Here is a 17,166-nt window from a genome sequence, read left to right as displayed (position 1 = left end):
ACGCTCTGTCCTGCTCACACGCTTCCGGAGGAACCAACCGGAGAATTAGAACGATGGCACTACCCGATTTCACTATGCGTCAGCTCCTCGAAGCCGGCGTGCACTTTGGTCACCAGTCTCACCGCTGGAATCCGAAAATGGCGCCGTTCATTTTCGGCGCCCGCAACAACATCCACATCGTCGACCTCGCGCAGACCGTGCCGTTGCTGCACAACGCCTTGCAGGCGGTCAGCGACACCGTCGCCAAGGGCGGCCGCATCCTGTTCGTCGGCACCAAGCGCCAGGCGCAGGACGGCGTTGCCGACGCGGCCAAGCGCTGCGCTCAGTACTTCGTCAATTCGCGCTGGCTCGGCGGCACGCTGACCAACTGGAAGACGATCTCGGGCTCGATCAAGCGCCTGCGTCATCTCGACGACGTGCTCGCCGGCGGCGATGCCTCCTCCTACACCAAGAAGGAGCGCCTGACCCTTCAGCGCGAGCGCGACAAGCTCGACCGCTCGCTCGGCGGCATCAAGGACATGGGCGGTCTGCCCGACCTGATCTTCGTGATCGACACCAACAAGGAAGACATCGCGATCCAGGAAGCCCAGCGGCTCAACATTCCGGTCGCGGCGATCGTCGACACCAATTCGGATCCGAAGGGCATCACTTATGTGGTGCCGGGAAATGACGACGCCGGCCGCGCGATTGCGCTCTATTGCGATCTGATCGCGCGCGCAGCGATTGACGGCATTTCACGCGCCCAAGGCGATTCCGGAATCGACGTCGGTGCTTCGGTTCGGCCGGTCGCAGAAGAGCTGCCCGCCACGAGCGGCTTCCAAGGCCTTGCCGGCCCGCGCGGCACGTCCGACGACCTCAAGAAGCTCCCGGGCGTGTCGGGCGCGATCGAGAAGAAGTTCAACGATCTCGGCATCTTCCACTTCTGGCAGCTGGCTGAGCTCGATCACGATACCGCGCACAAGATCGGCGAAGAAGTCGGCCTGCCGAGCCGCGCGGACGCCTGGGTGGCCAAGGCCAAGGCGCTGACCGCGGAAGCGGAATAGTCAAAAAGAGCGATGGGTTGGCCGGACAAGCTCCGGCCACCATTTCAGTTGACGCGAATTCCTGAGATGGACCGCGGCGAGGCGATCTGGCCGCGCCGCGGCAAACCGGCAGGCAAAAAGGATTTTGAACGATGGCAACGATCACAGCTGCGATGGTCAAGGACCTGCGCGAGTCGACCGGCGCAGGCATGATGGACTGCAAGGCCGCGCTGACCGAAAACGACGGCAACATGGAAGCGGCGCAGGATTGGCTGCGCAAGAAGGGCCTGTCGAAGGCCGCCAAGAAGTCGGGCCGCGTCGCCGCCGAGGGTCTGATCGGCGCGCTCACCAAGGGCAACAAGGGCGTCGTGGTCGAAGTCAATTCCGAGACTGACTTCGTCGCGCGCAACGGCCAGTTCCAGGGCCTCGTCAAGAGGATCGCCCAGGTCGCATTCAACACCGGCGCCGATGTCGACAAGATCAAGGCCGCCAAGGTCGGCGACGTCACGATCGAAACTGCGATCAATGACGCAATCGCCACCATCGGCGAGAACATGACGCTGCGCCGCGCAGCTTCGCTCGAGGTCAGCCAGGGCGTGGTGTCGAGCTACGTCCATGGCGCGGTGGTCGAGGGCGCCGGCAAGATGGGCGTGATCGTGGCACTGGAATCCCCCGGCAAGGCCGACGAGCTCGCAACGCTTGGCCGCCAGATCGCGATGCATGTCGCGGCCGCCAACCCGCTGGCGCTGGATCCGTCCGGTCTCGATCCGGCGGTCGTCAAGCGCGAGAAGGACGTGCTCGCCGACAAATATCGCCAGCAGGGCAAGCCCGAGAACGTGATCGAGAAGATCGTCGAGTCCGGCCTGAAGACCTATTACAAGGAAGTTTGCCTGCTCGAGCAGGCCTTCATCCACGACACCGGGAAGTCGGTGGCGCAGGCGGTGAAGGAAGCCGAAGGCAAGGTCGGCGGCGCGGTGAAAATCGCGGGCTTTGTGCGCTATGCTCTCGGTGAGGGAATCGAGAAGCAGGAAAGCGACTTCGCGGCCGAGGTCGCGGCGGCCAGCGGCAAGAAGTAAGCGCCGGAACGTTCCTTCCGGCGTGCCGCCGGAAGCGGCGCCCGGACAAGGAAAGTGCTCATGACTGATCCGGTCTATCGTCGCGTCGTGATCAAGCTGTCCGGCGAATATCTCGCGGGACCGCAGGGTTTTGGCATCGATCAACCGACCATCGACCGGGTCGCCGACGATCTGATCGCCGCTCGCCACCTCGGCACCGAAGTCGCCGTCGTCATCGGCGGGGGCAATCTCTTTCGCGGCGTCGAGGTCTCCTCGCGCGGCGTGTCGCGCCCGACCGGTGATACCATGGGCATGCTCGCGACGATGATGAACTGCCTCGCGCTCGAGGCCACGATCGAGCGCAAGGGCACGCCTGCGCGCACGCTGTCGGCCTTCGTCATGCCCGAGATTTCCGAGCTGTTCACCCGCACCGCGGCACATAAATACCTCGCCGAGGGCCGGATCGTGCTGCTCGGCGGCGGAACCGGTAATCCGTTCTTCACCACGGACACGACCGCGGTGCTGCGCGCAGCCGAGATCGGCGCCCAGGCGGTTCTGAAGGCGACCAATGTCGACGGTGTCTACTCGGCCGACCCGAAGAAAGACCCGACGGCGACGCGATTCGACCGTCTGACGCATTCGCAGGCGATCGAGGGCGGCTACAAGGTGATGGATGCGACCGCCTTCGCGCTTGCCCGCGAGACGTCGCTGCCTATCATCGTGTTCTCGATCGCGGAGCCGGGCTCGATCGGTGCTGTACTGCGTGGCGGCGGCCACGGAACCATTGTCGCCGGCTGACGGCTTGTCGTTGCACCCTCAGAGAAGGGGTGCGGAGAGGTCGCCGGGATTTTGAAGGAGAAACGTGATGGCCACGGACAATTTCGATCTCAACGAAGTCAAGCGCCGCATGCAGGGCGCGATCCAGTCGCTCAAGCACGAGCTTGGCGGCCTGCGCACCGGTCGCGCCTCCGCCTCGATGCTCGATCCGGTGCAGGTCGACGCCTATGGCAGCCACATGCCGCTGAACCAGCTCGCCACCGTCAGCGTGCCGGAGCCGCGCCTGATTTCGGTGCAGGTCTGGGACAAGTCGATGGTCAAGGCGGTGGAGAAGGCGATCGTCGATTCCAATCTCGGCCTGTCGCCGGCGACTGAAGGCCAGGTTCTGCGCCTGCGCATCCCCGAACTCAATGAGGAGCGTCGCAAGGAGCTCGTCAAGGTCGCGCACAAATACGCGGAAGCCGCCAAGGTCGCTGCGCGCCACGTCCGCCGCGACGGTCTCGACGTTCTCAAGAAGCTCGAGAAGAATCACGAGATGTCCGAGGACGATCAGAAGCGCCACGCCGACGAGGTGCAGAAGGCGACCGACGGCACGATCTCCGAGATCGACCAGTTGCTGGCCGCCAAGGAAAAAGAAATCCTCACCGTCTAAAGCACGATGGATCGCGCTCTAGGTTATTGTTCGCGCATGATTTACGGAAAACCGCTTCGCACTTTGCGCTAACGCGGCCCTTCGGGTCCGGATCATGCTTTAAGGCAGCCTCATGTCCAACGCCGCCGCGCCCGCAACGGAAGGACCAGAACGGTCCGATGCGCCTGCGCATGTCGCCATCATCATGGATGGCAACGGACGTTGGGCGGCCGCGCGCGGCTTGCCACGGGCGGAGGGCCATCGCCGCGGCGTGGAGGCCCTGCGTCGCGTGGTTCGGGCGTCGCATGAACTTGGCATCCGCTATCTCACCATCTTCTCCTTCAGCTCGGAAAACTGGTCGCGTCCGGCGAGCGAGATCGGCGATCTGTTCGGCCTGTTGCGCCGCTTCATCCGCAACGATCTGGCGAGCTTGCATCGCGACGGCGTCAAGGTACGCATCATCGGCGAGCGGGATGGGCTGGAGGGCGACATCTGCGCACTTCTCAATGAGGCGGAGGAACTGACGCGCGATAACACGCGCCTCACGCTCGTCGTCGCATTCAATTACGGCTCCCGGCAGGAGATCGCGAAGGCGGCGCAGAAGCTCGCGCGCGAAGTCGCCGAGGGCCGGCGCAATCCTGACACGATCGATGCCGAGACACTGGGGGCGCATCTCGACGCGCCCGACATTCCCGATCCCGATCTCATCATCCGCACCAGTGGCGAGCAGCGCCTGTCCAACTTCCTGATGTGGCAGGCCGCCTATAGCGAGCTTGTCTTCGTGCCGATTCACTGGCCCGATTTCGACAAGGCGGCGCTGGAAGGCGCAATCGCCGAATTCGCCAGGCGCGAGCGCCGTTTCGGCGGCCTGGTCGCGAAAACCGCCTCGTGAGCGAGCCCAACTCCGCACCGGCCGGCTCTCAGCCTGCCCCGAGCAATCTCGTGATGCGAATCCTCGCGGCGCTGGTGCTGGCGCCGCTCGCCATTGCGCTCGCTTATGCCGGCGGCTGGCTGTGGGCGCTTCTCGTCACCCTGGTGTCGATCGGACTGTTCGCGGAATGGCTGATGGTGGTTGGCGCAGGCTCGACCGCGCTGACCGGGGCGGGGACGATCGTCATCGCCACGATGGGCTTGTGCGTTGCCTTCGGCGCGCTGAAGACCGCAATCATCACCGGCCTGATTGGCGGGGCGGTCGTGACGGTGATCGCGCGGGGCAAGTTCGTCTGGGCGGCCTCCGGATTTGCCTATGCGTCGGCGGCGCTACTCGCCTCGATCCTGCTGCGGAAGGATTTCGTGAACGGCTTCGCCGCGCTGATGTTCGTGCTGCTCGTGGTGTGGGCGACCGATATCGGCGGCTATTTCGCCGGCCGCGGCATCGGCGGACCGAAGCTGTGGCCGCGCGTGAGCCCGAAGAAGACCTGGTCAGGGGCGCTCGGCGGCTTTGCCGCGAGCCTTTTGGTCGCGGTCGCCTTTGCCGCTTGCGGGGTTGGAAAGATAGTTCCATTGCTGCTCGTCAGCGCGGTCCTCTCAATCGTGTCGGCCTGCGGCGATCTGTTCGAATCCGCGGTCAAGCGGCGCTTCGACGTCAAGGATTCCAGTCACTTAATTCCTGGCCACGGCGGGCTATTGGACCGTCTGGACGGTTTTGTCGCCGCCATCCTGGTGGCATGGATTATCGGCTTCCTCCGCCATGGTGTGCATAGCGCCGGAAGCGGTCTTATGGTTTGGTGAAGATATGAGCGCGGTTCCATTGCGTAACAACAAGGCTGCGGCATCGAGCGTCCGCAGCGTCACGGTTCTCGGCGCCACCGGCTCGATCGGCGACAGCACGATGGATCTGCTGCGCGCCTCTCCCGAGCGCTACCGTGTCGAGGCGCTAACGGCGAACAGCAATGTCGAGGCGCTGGCAAAGCTCGCGAAGGAGTTTTCCGCGCGCTTCGTTGCGATCGCCGACACCTCCAAGTTTGCCGAACTCAGGGCTGCGCTCGCGGGCACCGGCACCGAATGCGGCGCCGGTGAAAGCGCGGTGATCGAGGCCGGCGCGCGTCCGGCCGATTGGGTGATGGCCGCCGTGAGTGGCGCGGCCGGGCTGAAGCCGGCACTGGCGGCGGTCGATCGCGGCGCGCATGTCGCGCTCGCCAACAAGGAATGTCTCGTCTGCGCTGGTGATTTCTTCATGCAGCGCGCGGCGAAAGCGGGCGCCTGCATCCTGCCTGCGGATTCCGAGCACAATGCGCTGTTCCAGGCGCTCGCCTCGGGCAATCGCGACGAGCTCGTCCGTGTCATCATCACGGCCTCCGGCGGCCCCTTCCGCACCTGGAAGCCTGCCGACATCGAGCAGGCGACACTCGCGCAAGCCCTGAAGCATCCGAACTGGAGCATGGGCCAGAAGATCACGATCGATTCCGCCTCGATGATGAACAAGGGGCTCGAGGTGATCGAGGCCTCCTATCTGTTCGCGCTCTCGCCCGACGAGATCGACGTCCTCGTTCATCCGCAGTCGATCATCCACGGCATGGTTGAGTTCTCCGATTGCTCGGTCGTGGCCCAGCTCGGCTCACCCGACATGCGCACGCCGATCGCGCATTGCCTCGGCTGGCCCGACCGTATCAAGGGTCCGGCCGCCAAGCTCGATCTGGCCAAGATCGGCCAGTTGACCTTCGAGGCGCCAGATTTCGAGCGCTTCCCCGGGCTGCGCCTGGCCTTCGATTCTCTCCGGACCGGGAAGGGGGCGACCACGGTCTACAACGCCGCCAACGAGGTCGCGGTCGCCGCCTTCATCGCCGGCAAGATCCGGTTCGGGGCGATTGCCAGGCTGGTGGAGGAGACGCTGGATGACTGGGTCCGCAGCGGGAACCAGGCGCCGCTGACGTCAGCGGACGATGCAATCGCTGTTGACCATGTTGCGCGAAATAGGGCTGCCGCCCTATTGCCTCAAATTGCCTTAAAGGCATCCTAGATGGTTCGGGGCCAGCGCCTTGCGGCACTGGATGAGGGAATTCGATGATCGACTTTTTCGTCCATAGTTTCAATACGTTGAGCCATGGGCTCCTTGGGTACGCGGTTCCCTTCCTGTTCGTCCTGACCATCGTCGTGTTCTTCCATGAGCTCGGCCATTTCCTGGTCGCGCGCTGGGCAGGCGTTCGCGTGTTAACTTTTTCGCTCGGTTTCGGACCTGAGCTGGTCGGTTTCAACGACCGCCATGGCACCCGGTGGAAGATCTCGGCGATCCCGCTCGGCGGCTACGTCAAGTTCTTCGGCGACGAGAGCGAGGCTTCGACGCCGTCGTCCGAGAAGCTCGCGGCCATGACGGCCGAGGAGCGCGCCGGCAGCTTCCATCACAAGAAGGTCGGCCCGCGCGCCGCCATCGTTGCCGCCGGACCGATCGCCAATTTCATCCTGGGCGCGCTGATCTTCGCCGGCATGGCGCTGTATTACGGCAAGCCGAGCACGATTGCGCGCGTCGACGGTGTCGTCGCCGATGGCGCTGCGGCGGCAGCCGGCTTCAAGATCGGCGACGTCGTCGTCCAGATCGACGGCAAGCCGATCGAAAGCTTTGCCGACATGCAGCGCATGGTTGCGATGAATGCTGGTTCGCCGCTTGCCTTCCAGGTCAAGCGCGACGGTTCCATCGTGTCGCTGACCGCGACGCCGGCGCTGCTCGAGCGCAAGGATCCCTTCGGCAACAGCCACCGTCTCGGCGTGCTCGGCGTCGAACACAAGTCTCAGGCCGGGGAGGCCTCGACGTCGCCGGTCGGCGTCGGCGAAGCGCTCAAGATCGGGGTGGAGCAGGTCTGGTTCATCATCACCAGCACCTTCAAGTTCCTGGGCTCGTTGTTCGTCGGGAACGGCAATCCGAACGAGGTCAGCGGCGTGCTCGGCATTGCCAAGATGTCGGGGCAGGCGGCCAGCGCCGGGTTCCAGTTCGTGATCAACCTCTGCGCGGTGCTGTCGGTGTCGATCGGCCTGCTGAATCTGTTCCCGATCCCACTGCTCGATGGCGGTCACCTTATGTTCTATGCGGCGGAGGTCGCCCGTGGTCGGCCCCTGTCCGAGCGGACCCAGGAGATGGGGTTCCGAATCGGGCTTGGCTTGGTGCTGATGTTGATGGTGTTTGCGACCTATAACGACATCCTGCGAATGGCCGCATCCTGATAGGGGCTTTTTTGTGGCGTTGCCCGGGCGTTGCTCTTGGGCAACGTCTTGGAATGAAAATGAAATTACGGCGCGCTCGACCGTTTGCGGCGTCGGTGAAATTGTCTACAAGCGGCTTGAACTTGGGGAATCTCCAGACCGGCGTTGGGGTTGGGTCTGGTACGGAATGATAAGGGCGCGTTGCGCAATGAAGTTTGGACTGCGACTCCGGGGGGGCTTGCTCGCAACCCTGATCATGTTCGGCGCGCCGGTGCTTGCCCCGGTTGGGGCTGCCTTTGTGTCTTCGTCTGCGCTTGCTCAGACCGTGCAGTCGATTTCCGTCGAAGGAAATCGCCGGGTCGAGGTGGAGACGATCCGCTCCTACTTCAAGCCGGGTCCCGGCGGTCGCCTGGATCAGGGTGCCATCGACGATGGCCTCAAGGCGTTGATCGAGACCGGCCTGTTCCAGGACGTCAGGATCAACCGCGGGGCCGGTGGCCAGATCGTCGTCTCCGTGGTGGAAAACCCGGTGATCGGCCGCATTGCCTTCGAGGGCAACAAGAAGATCAAGGACGAGCAGCTCACCGGTGAAGTCCAGTCCAAGGCGCGCGGCACCTTCTCCCGCGCCATGGTGCAGTCCGACACCCTGCGAATCGCAGAAATCTATCGCCGCTCCGGCCGTTACGACGTTCGCGTCACGCCTGAAATCATCGAGCAGCCGAACAACCGCGTCGATCTCGTCTTCACGGTCGAGGAGGGCGCCAAGACCGGCGTCAAGTCGATCGAGTTCGTCGGCAACAACGCGTACTCGTCCTACCGCCTGCGCGACGTCATCAAGACGCACGAATCCAACCTGCTGAGCTTCCTCGCCAGCAGCGACATCTACGATCCCGATCGGGTCGAGGCCGACCGCGACCTGATCCGCCGCTTCTATCTCAAGAACGGTTTCGCCGACGTCCAGGTCGTCGCCGCGCTCACCGAATACGATCCGGAGAAGAAGGGTTTCAACGTTACCTTCAAGATCGAGGAGGGCTCGCAATACCGGGTCGGCTCGATCGACTTCCGCTCCAGCATTCCCAACTTCGATCCCACCTCGATGCGCAACTATTCGCGCGTCAATGTCGGCTCGCTCTACAACGTCGAATCGGTCGAGAAGTCGGTCGAGGAGATGCAGATCGAGGCCTCGCGTCGCGGTTACGCCTTCGCCGTGGTCCGTCCCGGCGGCGACCGCAATTTCGAGGCGCACACCGTGTCGGTCGTGTTCAACATCGACGAGGGTCCGCGCACCTATATCGAGCGCATCAACCTTCGCGGCAACACCCGCACGCGCGACTACGTGATCCGTCGCGAGTTCGACGTCTCCGAGGGCGATGCCTACAACCGCGCGCTGGTCGACCGTGCCGAGCGCCGCTTGAAGAACCTCGACTATTTCAAGAGCGTGAAGATCACGACGGAGCCCGGCTCGTCGAGCGACCGCGTGATCCTGCTCGTGGACATGGAAGAGAAATCGACCGGCGACTTCTCGGTCTCGGGTGGTTATTCCACCACCGACGGCGCGCTGGCCGAAGTCTCGGTTTCCGAACGCAATTTGCTCGGCCGCGGCCTGTTCGCCAAGGCGGCGGTGACCTACGGCCAGTATGCCCGCGGCTACTCGCTGTCGTTCGTCGAACCCTATCTGCTCGACTACCGGGTCGCGCTGGGTCTCGACCTCTATCAGCGTGAGCAGAGGTCCAACAGCTACATCTCCTACGGCACCAAGACGCTCGGCTTCTCGCCGCGCCTCGGTTTCTCCCTGCGTGAAGATCTGTCGCTGCAGGTGCGCTACTCGATCTACCGGCAGGAAATCACGCTGCCGTCGTACCTCGCGAACTGTAACAACAACCAGTTCCTTGCCGACGGTGTCACTCCGAATCCGGCATTCAATCCAAGCCCGGCTTTCTCCGCGGCGAGTGGTATTCCTCTGGCTCCCTCGACCAACGGCCTCGGCTGCTACAGCGACGGCGAGGCCTCGCTGCCGGTCCGCAAGGAGCTTGCCAACGGCAAGACCCTGACCTCGGCGCTCGGCTACACGCTGACCTACAACACGCTCGACAACAACAAGAACCCCACCGACGGTCTGCTGGTCGATTTCCGGCAGGACTTCGCCGGCGTCGGCGGCGACGTCTCCTATCTGAAGACTGTGGTTGACGCGAAGTACTACACTCCGCTGGTCTCCGATATCGTCGGTCTCGTTCGCCTCCAGGGCGGCATGCTGAACAAGATGGGCAGCGATCTGCGCATGCTCGATCATTTCCAGATGGGCCCGAACCTCGTCCGCGGCTTTGCCCCGAACGGCATCGGACCGCGCGATTTGAACCCCTTCGGTACGCAGGACGCGCTTGGCGGCACCAAGTATTGGGGTGCTTCGCTCGAATTGCAGATGCCGTTCTGGTTCCTGCCGAAGGAAGTGGGTCTGAAGGGCGCCGTCTACGCCGACGCCGGCGGACTGTTCGACTATCAGGGACCGACGACGTGGTCGGTGACCAACGAACTGACCACGACCAAGAATTCGAGCTGCACGCCGTCGACCGTCAATCCCGCTTCGGCTGGAACCTGCACCGGCCTGGTGTATGACAATGGCAATGCGGTCCGGTCGTCGGTCGGCGTCGGCTTGATCTGGGCCTCGCCGTTCGGTCCGCTGCGCTTCGACTACGCCGTGCCGCTGACCAAGGGCAAGAACGACCGTACGCAGGAGTTCCGGTTCGGCGGCGGCACCTCGTTCTAATTCGAACAGCACGGCACGATCCGGACCACCGGAGCCGGTTTCCGAAAGGGATCGTGCCAATCCAGGAGATGAGGCATGATGCGGCTTGGCCGCTTCATGCCGAAGCCGGACCGCGACGGGGTGGAATGGCGCAGCCGACCTTCTTCACACAGCCGCCCGCCTCAGCGCTGGCTGACATCGCCACGCTGACCAAGGCGGAGTTGGTCGATCCCGCCAGGGGCGGCCAAATCATCAGGGGTCTTGCTTCGCTCGACGAAGCCGGCCCGATGCACCTGACGTTCTTCGACAATCTCAAATATGCCGATGAGCTCAAGGCGACCAAGGCCGGTGCTTGCCTGGTGAGCCCACGCTTCGAGGCGCGGGTGCCCGCGCATGTCGCCGTGCTGCGGGCGCCACAGCCGTTCCGCGCCTTCGTCAGGATCGCGCGGGAGTGGCATGGCGACGCGCTCCGGCCGCAATCCTGGACCGGCAACGACGGCATCGCGCCGTCGGCCATCATCGACCCCACCGCCAGGCTCGAGGACGGCGTGATCGTCGATCCCTTGGCCGTGATCGGCCCTGACGTGGAGATCGGCAGCGGCACGGTGATCGGTGTGGGGGCCGTGATCGGCCCCGGCGTCAAGATCGGCCGGGACTGCAATGTCGGCGCACGCACCGCCATCCAGTGCGCGCTGATCGGCAACGACGTGCTGATCCACCCCGGTTGTTCGATCGGCCAGGACGGCTACGGCTTCATCTTCTTCGGCCCCGAGGGCCATCTGAAGGTGCCCCAGACCGGCCGCGTGCTGATTCAGAACAACGTGGAGGTCGGCGCCGGCACCACCATCGATCGGGGCTCCTTGCGCGACACCGTGATCGGGGAAGGGACCAAAATCGACAATCAGGTCCAGATCGGCCACAATGTGACCATTGGCCGGCACTGCCTGCTGGCAGCCCAGATCGGCCTTGCCGGCAGCCTCACCCTCGGCGACAACGTGGCGCTGGGAGCGAAGGTGGGCATCAACAATCACGTCAAGATCGGGGATGGAGCTCAGGTGACTGCCATGAGCGGCGTCAAGGACGACGTTCCTCCCAACGGACGTTGGGGTGGTTTTTTCGCCAAGCCGACCAGGCAGTGGTTCAAGGAAATTTTGGCGGTCGAGCGCTTGGCGCGCGACAGCAAGGCCGATCCGAAGCAGGAGGAACGGGAGTGACGGACGAAGCACCGGTCAGGTTCGAGCTTGTGGACATCAACATGATCCTGCAAACGCTCCCGCACCGTTTTCCGATGCTGCTGATCGATCGCGTGATCAACATCCGCACCGATTACAGCGGCATCGGCATCAAGAATGTCACCTTCAACGAACCGCCGTTCCAGGGCCACTTTCCCGATCGCCCGGTCTATCCCGGCGTCATGATGATCGAAGCGATGGCGCAGACCGCGGGTGTGATCGGCATCAAGTCGGTCGAAGGCACCGAGAAGCCGCGCGCGGTCTATTTCCTCACCATCGACAAGTGCAAGTTCCGCAAGCCTGTGCTGCCCGGCGATACCATCGAATACCACATGCGCTCGATCGGCCGCCGCAAGGCCATGTGGTGGTTTCACGGCGACGCCAAGGTCAACGGCCAGGTGGTTGCGGAGGCCGACGTCGGCGCCATGCTGACCGACTGAGCGGGATCAACTTCTCTGGATGCGCTCGCGCGCAGGACACGCGTACCGGCCGCCGCTGACCTCGCGCTTGATGTTCTGGTTGAAGAACTGTCCCATGGACGGTGCGCCCAGCAGGCGCTCGACCGTGTCGACCGGTACGCCGCAATAGCGGTCATAAACGCCTTCAACGGCCACGACGAGGGCCTGCTGCGCACGGTCGTAACAGACCCGCTGAAGCACCGTGCTGCGGCTGATGTCGCGGCACTCGAACGTCGCGAGGTCGATGGGGCGGTGTTCGGCGGTCTCGATCGTCTCGGAGACGATCGGCGCCGCGGCGAACTGTGCGAGGAGAAGTGCCAGGGCCCTGACCACGATACCTGAAGCTCCGCGTGAACTTGTTGATGACCCGGGAAGGCTGCCTCATCCGGCACTTGAAACACGGAGAGATCATACGTCACTGGACAGATCGGGCATAGTCGCGCTAACCAGCGGAAAACCGAGCGACTTCAACACCTAATCAGACCTTCTTGATGAGTCAGATTGCTTGATGAGTAAGATTGACCCCACCGCACGGATCGCGGACGGCGCCGTGATCGGCGAGGGCACCGAGATCGGCCCCTTCTGCATCATCGGCCCGCATGTCGCGATCGGCAATAACTGCAAGCTGATCGGACAGGTCACCGTCATCGGCCACACCTCGATCGGAGATGGCTGCGTGATCTCGCCGTTCGCGGTGCTGGGCGGGGCGCCCCAGGATCTCAGCTACAAGGGCGAGCCCACGAAGCTTGAGATCGGCTCGGGCTGCACCATCCGCGAAGGTGCGACCATGAATGTCGGCACCATCAAGGGCGGTGGCCTGACGCGCGTCGGCAACGACGGCTATTTCATGAACAACAGTCATGTCGGGCATGACTGCATGGTCGGCAACAACGTGATCTTCGCAACCTCGGCGACGCTCGGCGGCCATTGCGAGATCGGTGACGCCGTCTATATCGGCGGCCTGTCCGCAGTGCATCAGTTCACCCGCATCGGCCCCTATGTGATGGTTGGCGGTGTCTGCGGCGTGCGCGACGACGTCATCCCGTATGGGCTGGTCAACGGCCAATATGCGGTGCTCGAAGGCCTCAATCTGATCGGCATGAAGCGGCGCAAGTTCACCAAGCAGCGGCTTGCGACCGTGCGCGCGTTCTACCAGAAACTCTTCCATGGCCCCGCTACCTTTGCCGAACGCCTGGAGGCGGCGCGGCCGCTCGCCGGTGGAGATCCGGCGATCGGGGAAATCCTCGACTTCATCGGCAAGGGCAAGCGCCCGCTCTGTCTTCCCGCCATCGCGAAGTGATGATGGAATGGCCCCGGGCATGACATCGGCGGCTTCGGAAATTTCATCGCCGGTCGGCGTCGTCGCTGGCGGCGGCGCGATGCCGTTCGCGGTTGCCGACTCGCTCGCCGCCCGCGGCATCACGCCGGTGTTGTTTCCCCTTCGGGGAGCCTGCGATCCCGCGCGGGTAGAGAAATTCCGTCATCGCTGGATCTCGGTCGGCCAGCTCGGCCGCGCCATGCGGCTGTTTCGCGAGGAGGGCTGCCGCGACCTGATTTTCATCGGCACGCTGGTGCGACCTTCGCTCTCGGAGGTCCGGGTCGACTTCACGACGCTTCGGCTGCTCGGCAATGTCATCCGCGCCTTCCGCGGCGGCGACGATCATTTGTTGTCCGGCGTCGGGCGCATTCTCGAGCAGGGCGGCTTTCGGATGGTCGGCATCAAGGATGTCGCGCCCGATCTGCTGATGCCCGAGGGCTGCATCAGCCGCGCCTGGCCGAGCGACACCGGCAAGACCGACATCGAGCGCGGACGCGCGGTGCTGACCGCCCTCGGTCCGTTCGACATCGGCCAGGCCGCGGTCGTGATCGACGGCCATGTGGTGGCGGTCGAGGATATCGAGGGCACCGATGCACTGCTCGCGCGCGTGGCACGGCTGCGCGAAGAGGGCCGCATCCGCGCCGCCACCGGGCGGGGCGTGCTGGTGAAGGTCCCAAAGAGCGGGCAGGATCTGCGCTTCGACCTGCCGACGATCGGCCCGCGCACCCTCGAGGGCGTCGCCGCCGCAGGGCTGGCCGGGATCGCCGTCGTTGCCGGCAACACCATCGCCGCCGAGCCGCAGGCAATGATCGCACTCGCCGACGCAAAATATCTCTTCGTCATCGGCCTGCCGGCGTGATGCAGGGTCGCGATCCCAAGCGCAAGATCTTCCTGATCGCCACGGAGGAATCCGGCGACCGGCTCGGCAGCGCCTTGATGAAGGTGCTGCGCCAGCGCCTCGGCGACGGCGTGCAGTTCGTGGGCGTCGGCGGCCACACCATGGCGCGCCAGGGGCTCGAGACGCTGTTTCCGATCGAGCAGCTCTCGATCGTCGGCTTCGCCGCGGTCGTGCAGCAATTGCCGAAGATCCTGCGGCTGATCCGCGAGACCGCGGAGGCCGTGACCGAAGCCGCGCCGGACGCGCTCGTCATCATCGACAGCCCCGATTTCACCCACCGTGTCGCCCGCCGCGTGCGGACGCGCAATCCGGCGATCCCGATCGTCGACTACGTCTCGCCACAGCTCTGGGCCTGGCGGCCGGGACGGGCGCGGACCATGCTCGGCTATGTCGACCATGTGCTCGGCCTGTTGCCATTCGAGCCGGAGGAATACCGCAAGCTCGGCGGGCCGCCATGCAGCTATGTCGGCCATCCCCTGATCGAGCAATTGCCCTCGCTGCGGCCGAACGCGGAGGAGCAGGCGCGCCGCGACGGCGAGCCGCCGGTCTTGCTGGTGTTGCCCGGCAGCCGCCGCAGCGAGATCAGGCACCATCTCGACGTGTTCGGCGCGACGCTCGGCCGATTGCAGACCGAAGGCCGCGCGTTCGAGCTGATGCTGCCGACCATGCCGCATCTCGAAACCACCATCCGCGAAGGCATCGCGAACTGGCTGGTCAAGCCTCAAATCGTGGTCGGCGAGAACGAGAAGCGCGCTGCCTTCCGCATCGCGCGCGCGGCACTGGCAAAATCCGGCACGGTGACGCTGGAGCTCGCGCTATCGGGCATTCCGATGGTGACGGCCTATCGCGTCGGCGCGATCGAAGCCTTCATCCTGCGCCGCGCGATCCGTGTCTCCTCGGTAATCCTCGCCAATCTCGTGATCGGCAAGGATGTCATCCCGGAGTTCCTGCAGGAAGACTGCACGCCGGAGAAGCTGGCGCCCGCGCTCTCGGAGCTTCTGACCGATTCACCGCTGCGCCGGCAGCAGGTGGAAGCATTCGCCCAGCTCGATACGATCATGTCGACAGGTAACAAGTCGCCGAGCGTGCTCGCAGCCGACATCGTGCTGGCGACGATACGCAAGGGTAGGCGGGCAGGCTTGGACGTGTACTCATAAACGTTGGCTTGCCAGCGCAAAGCGGAAGCCTCCCACCTAGAGCGCGATCGGCGGCTTGTGACCCAGAGCAGACCTCGCGTCGATTTGCATCTCTCATCGTCTCGGTAAGACTGCCAACATCCTCGGTCCACCAAACAACCACGGCAAACCGGGATGTCAGGTGCATGTCAGGATCTGCGCGCAATATTTTGTGCGCTCGCCTAGGTGCGGCCTCCTGATTGGATTTACCTAAAGGGACGCATGCGTCTTGCTCTAAAAATGTTCAGATTTCTTGTCGCGATCTTGCTTCTTGGGATTTTAGGGTTCGCTGGCTGGCTGACCTTCAGCCCACCCAATGGACTAGTGTCCGCCTCGGCTTATGCGGCAAAAATGGTTTGCTCGAATGTGTTCATTGCCGAACGTGATGCGGATGCGGTGATCAAAACCGACCTCGCGTTAACACATCCACGCATTGTCGAACGTCTGAAGATCAACGTCGACACCGCCAACCAGCGTGTCGAGGCGGCATATCGAGGCCTGTTCGCCAAACGCTACGCCCAATATGAGGAAGGACGTGGTTGTACGCTGGTGTCTAAGGACGAAATCCCCGACCGTGCCGAGCCGCCCTCACTGCCCGGAAAGCCTAGTGCGCTCTGGCCGGTCGGCGAGAGTGCTCAATTGTCTGACGACAAACACTTACTGGCGACGCTGAACGATCCGGCTCTCCAGGGGCCGGGCATGCGCGCGATCGTCGTGGTCCAGGACGGGCGCATCATCGGAGAAACCTACGGCGAAGGCTTCAACGCTTCGACGCCCCTCCAGGGCTGGTCGATGACGAAGACCGTGAACGCCGCCTTGGCCGGCATGGCGATCAGGGACGGAAAGCTTTCGCTGGACCGAAAAAATCTGTTTCCGCAGTGGGCTGGCGACGCGCGCGCGGACATCTCGGTGGCCGATTTGATGGCCATGACAAGCGGATTGAAATGGAGCGAGGACGGTGACTCTGCCGACCCCGACGGGTTAGAAAATCTCGCACATGATGCGGCGGCTTTCGCGCGGGACCGTCCGCTTGTCGCCCCGCCTGGAACGCAGTTCAACTATTCCGGGGGTTCGTCTGTCCTGTTCGCCCGGGTCTGGCAGAACGCGGTTGGAGCGGACGCGCGAGCGTATCCGCAGGAGCGATTGTTCAAGCCTTTGGGCATGACCAGCGCTGTTCTTGAGGCTGACCCTTCAGGCACATTCCTTGGCGAAGCCTTTCTCTTCGCCAATGCGCATGATTGGGCGCGCTTCGGCGAATTCCTGCGCATGAACGGAGAGTGGAACGGTGCTCAGCTTTTGCCGCCGGGCTTTGTCGATTACATGCGCTCGCCTGTGCCAGCGTCCGATGAGGGACATGGCCCGGTCTACGGTCGCGGACAGCTTTGGTTGGGGCCGGGCCAGGGATTCCGACTCCCTACCGACACGTTCATGTTGCAAGGGCACCTGCGCCAGGTGATTGCGATCATCCCCTCGCGTAAACTGGTGATCCTGCGTATGGGTCTCACGCGGGAAGATATCGGGTACAGCGTCGCGAAGCTACTGTACGCGATTGTGGCGGCGCGCCGATCGAATGAATGAGCGATTACTTCCGCTTGTGGCCGATTTTGTTGCAAAAGTCGGTTGAGACAAGTCACGAACCGTGATTCCGTTGTGTTGACGCGAATCTCGGCGAGGTCGATCCATGATGGGCCGTCTGAAGAGTGACCAAGGTCAACTGTTCTAC

Annotated in this window: 16 protein-coding genes; 15 read left to right on the top strand and 1 reads right to left on the bottom strand. The window is 63.7% G+C overall.

Annotated elements, in window-relative coordinates; genetic code table 11:
* Positions 1 to 53: 53 nt before the first annotated feature.
* From ACIPUD_RS25485 to fabZ, 11 genes are all read left to right on the top strand, one after another.
* A complete protein-coding gene (locus tag ACIPUD_RS25485) occupies positions 54 to 1,043 on the top strand; it encodes a 30S ribosomal protein S2 (RefSeq protein WP_007603625.1) in 990 nt (329 codons plus the stop codon).
* 131 nt (positions 1,044 to 1,174) lie between these two features.
* Positions 1,175 to 2,098 carry a translation elongation factor Ts gene (gene tsf / locus ACIPUD_RS25480; protein WP_446481770.1) on the top strand — a complete coding sequence of 308 codons (924 nt, stop codon included), beginning with the start codon at positions 1,175 to 1,177 and terminating at the stop codon, positions 2,096 to 2,098.
* Between the two features lie 60 nt (positions 2,099 to 2,158).
* Positions 2,159 to 2,875 (top strand): UMP kinase, encoded by a 717-nt coding sequence (gene pyrH / locus ACIPUD_RS25475; RefSeq protein WP_018455040.1) that lies wholly within the window; start codon positions 2,159 to 2,161, stop codon positions 2,873 to 2,875.
* A gap of 67 nt (positions 2,876 to 2,942) precedes the next feature.
* Positions 2,943 to 3,506, top strand: a complete 564-nt coding sequence (gene frr, locus ACIPUD_RS25470; protein ID WP_007603628.1) for a ribosome recycling factor — start codon at positions 2,943 to 2,945, stop codon at positions 3,504 to 3,506.
* 112 nt (positions 3,507 to 3,618) lie between these two features.
* Positions 3,619 to 4,377 (top strand): isoprenyl transferase, encoded by a 759-nt coding sequence (locus ACIPUD_RS25465; RefSeq protein ID WP_085353284.1) that lies wholly within the window; start codon positions 3,619 to 3,621, stop codon positions 4,375 to 4,377.
* Positions 4,374 to 5,216 (top strand): phosphatidate cytidylyltransferase, encoded by an 843-nt coding sequence (locus ACIPUD_RS25460; RefSeq protein ID WP_085353283.1) that lies wholly within the window; start codon positions 4,374 to 4,376, stop codon positions 5,214 to 5,216. Before ACIPUD_RS25465 ends, ACIPUD_RS25460 begins: the two co-directional genes overlap by 4 nt.
* A 4-nt stretch (positions 5,217 to 5,220) precedes the next feature.
* The gene (dxr, locus tag ACIPUD_RS25455; RefSeq protein WP_247370284.1) at positions 5,221 to 6,444 is read left to right on the top strand and encodes a 1-deoxy-D-xylulose-5-phosphate reductoisomerase; all 1,224 of its coding nucleotides are present in this window, start codon (positions 5,221 to 5,223) and stop codon (positions 6,442 to 6,444) included.
* Between the two features lie 44 nt (positions 6,445 to 6,488).
* Positions 6,489 to 7,640, top strand: a complete 1,152-nt coding sequence (gene rseP, locus ACIPUD_RS25450) for an RIP metalloprotease RseP (protein WP_085353280.1) — start codon at positions 6,489 to 6,491, stop codon at positions 7,638 to 7,640.
* Positions 7,641 to 7,827: 187 nt separating this feature from the next.
* Positions 7,828 to 10,383, top strand: a complete 2,556-nt coding sequence (gene bamA / locus ACIPUD_RS25445) for an outer membrane protein assembly factor BamA (RefSeq protein WP_026232862.1) — start codon at positions 7,828 to 7,830, stop codon at positions 10,381 to 10,383.
* A gap of 125 nt (positions 10,384 to 10,508) precedes the next feature.
* Entirely contained in the window at positions 10,509 to 11,576 is a 1,068-nt protein-coding gene (gene lpxD / locus ACIPUD_RS25440) for a UDP-3-O-(3-hydroxymyristoyl)glucosamine N-acyltransferase (protein ID WP_085353279.1), read from the top strand.
* Positions 11,577 to 11,617: 41 nt separating this feature from the next.
* Positions 11,618 to 12,034, top strand: a complete 417-nt coding sequence (gene fabZ, locus ACIPUD_RS25435; protein ID WP_050992707.1) for a 3-hydroxyacyl-ACP dehydratase FabZ — start codon at positions 11,618 to 11,620, stop codon at positions 12,032 to 12,034.
* Between the two features lie 6 nt (positions 12,035 to 12,040).
* Here fabZ and ACIPUD_RS25430 read toward each other — a convergent pair whose 3' ends face one another.
* Complete coding sequence (locus ACIPUD_RS25430; RefSeq protein ID WP_085353277.1) at positions 12,041 to 12,385, bottom strand: KTSC domain-containing protein; 345 nt, start codon at positions 12,383 to 12,385, stop codon at positions 12,041 to 12,043.
* Between the two features lie 175 nt (positions 12,386 to 12,560).
* On the opposite strand from ACIPUD_RS25430, the gene lpxA reads away from it, so the two are divergent.
* The 4 genes from lpxA (at position 12,561) to ACIPUD_RS25410 (ending at position 17,021) form a co-directional block, all read left to right on the top strand.
* Positions 12,561 to 13,352, top strand: a complete 792-nt coding sequence (lpxA, locus tag ACIPUD_RS25425; protein ID WP_446481769.1) for an acyl-ACP--UDP-N-acetylglucosamine O-acyltransferase — start codon at positions 12,561 to 12,563, stop codon at positions 13,350 to 13,352.
* Positions 13,353 to 13,371: 19 nt separating this feature from the next.
* Positions 13,372 to 14,229, top strand: a complete 858-nt coding sequence (locus ACIPUD_RS25420) for an LpxI family protein (RefSeq protein ID WP_085384805.1) — start codon at positions 13,372 to 13,374, stop codon at positions 14,227 to 14,229.
* Positions 14,226 to 15,425, top strand: coding sequence for a lipid-A-disaccharide synthase (gene lpxB, locus ACIPUD_RS25415; RefSeq protein ID WP_446481768.1), 1,200 nt, complete (start codon positions 14,226 to 14,228; stop codon positions 15,423 to 15,425). Before ACIPUD_RS25420 ends, lpxB begins: the two co-directional genes overlap by 4 nt.
* Positions 15,426 to 15,665: 240 nt before the next feature.
* On the top strand, positions 15,666 to 17,021 hold the full coding sequence (locus ACIPUD_RS25410) for a serine hydrolase domain-containing protein (protein WP_446481767.1): 1,356 nt from the start codon (positions 15,666 to 15,668) through the stop codon (positions 17,019 to 17,021).
* Positions 17,022 to 17,166: the final 145 nt, after the last annotated feature.

Source organism: Bradyrhizobium sp. CAR08 (genome assembly GCF_052871955.1).
Note: the sequence above shows the minus strand (reverse complement) of the source record. Positions and strands in the feature narration are given on the sequence as shown.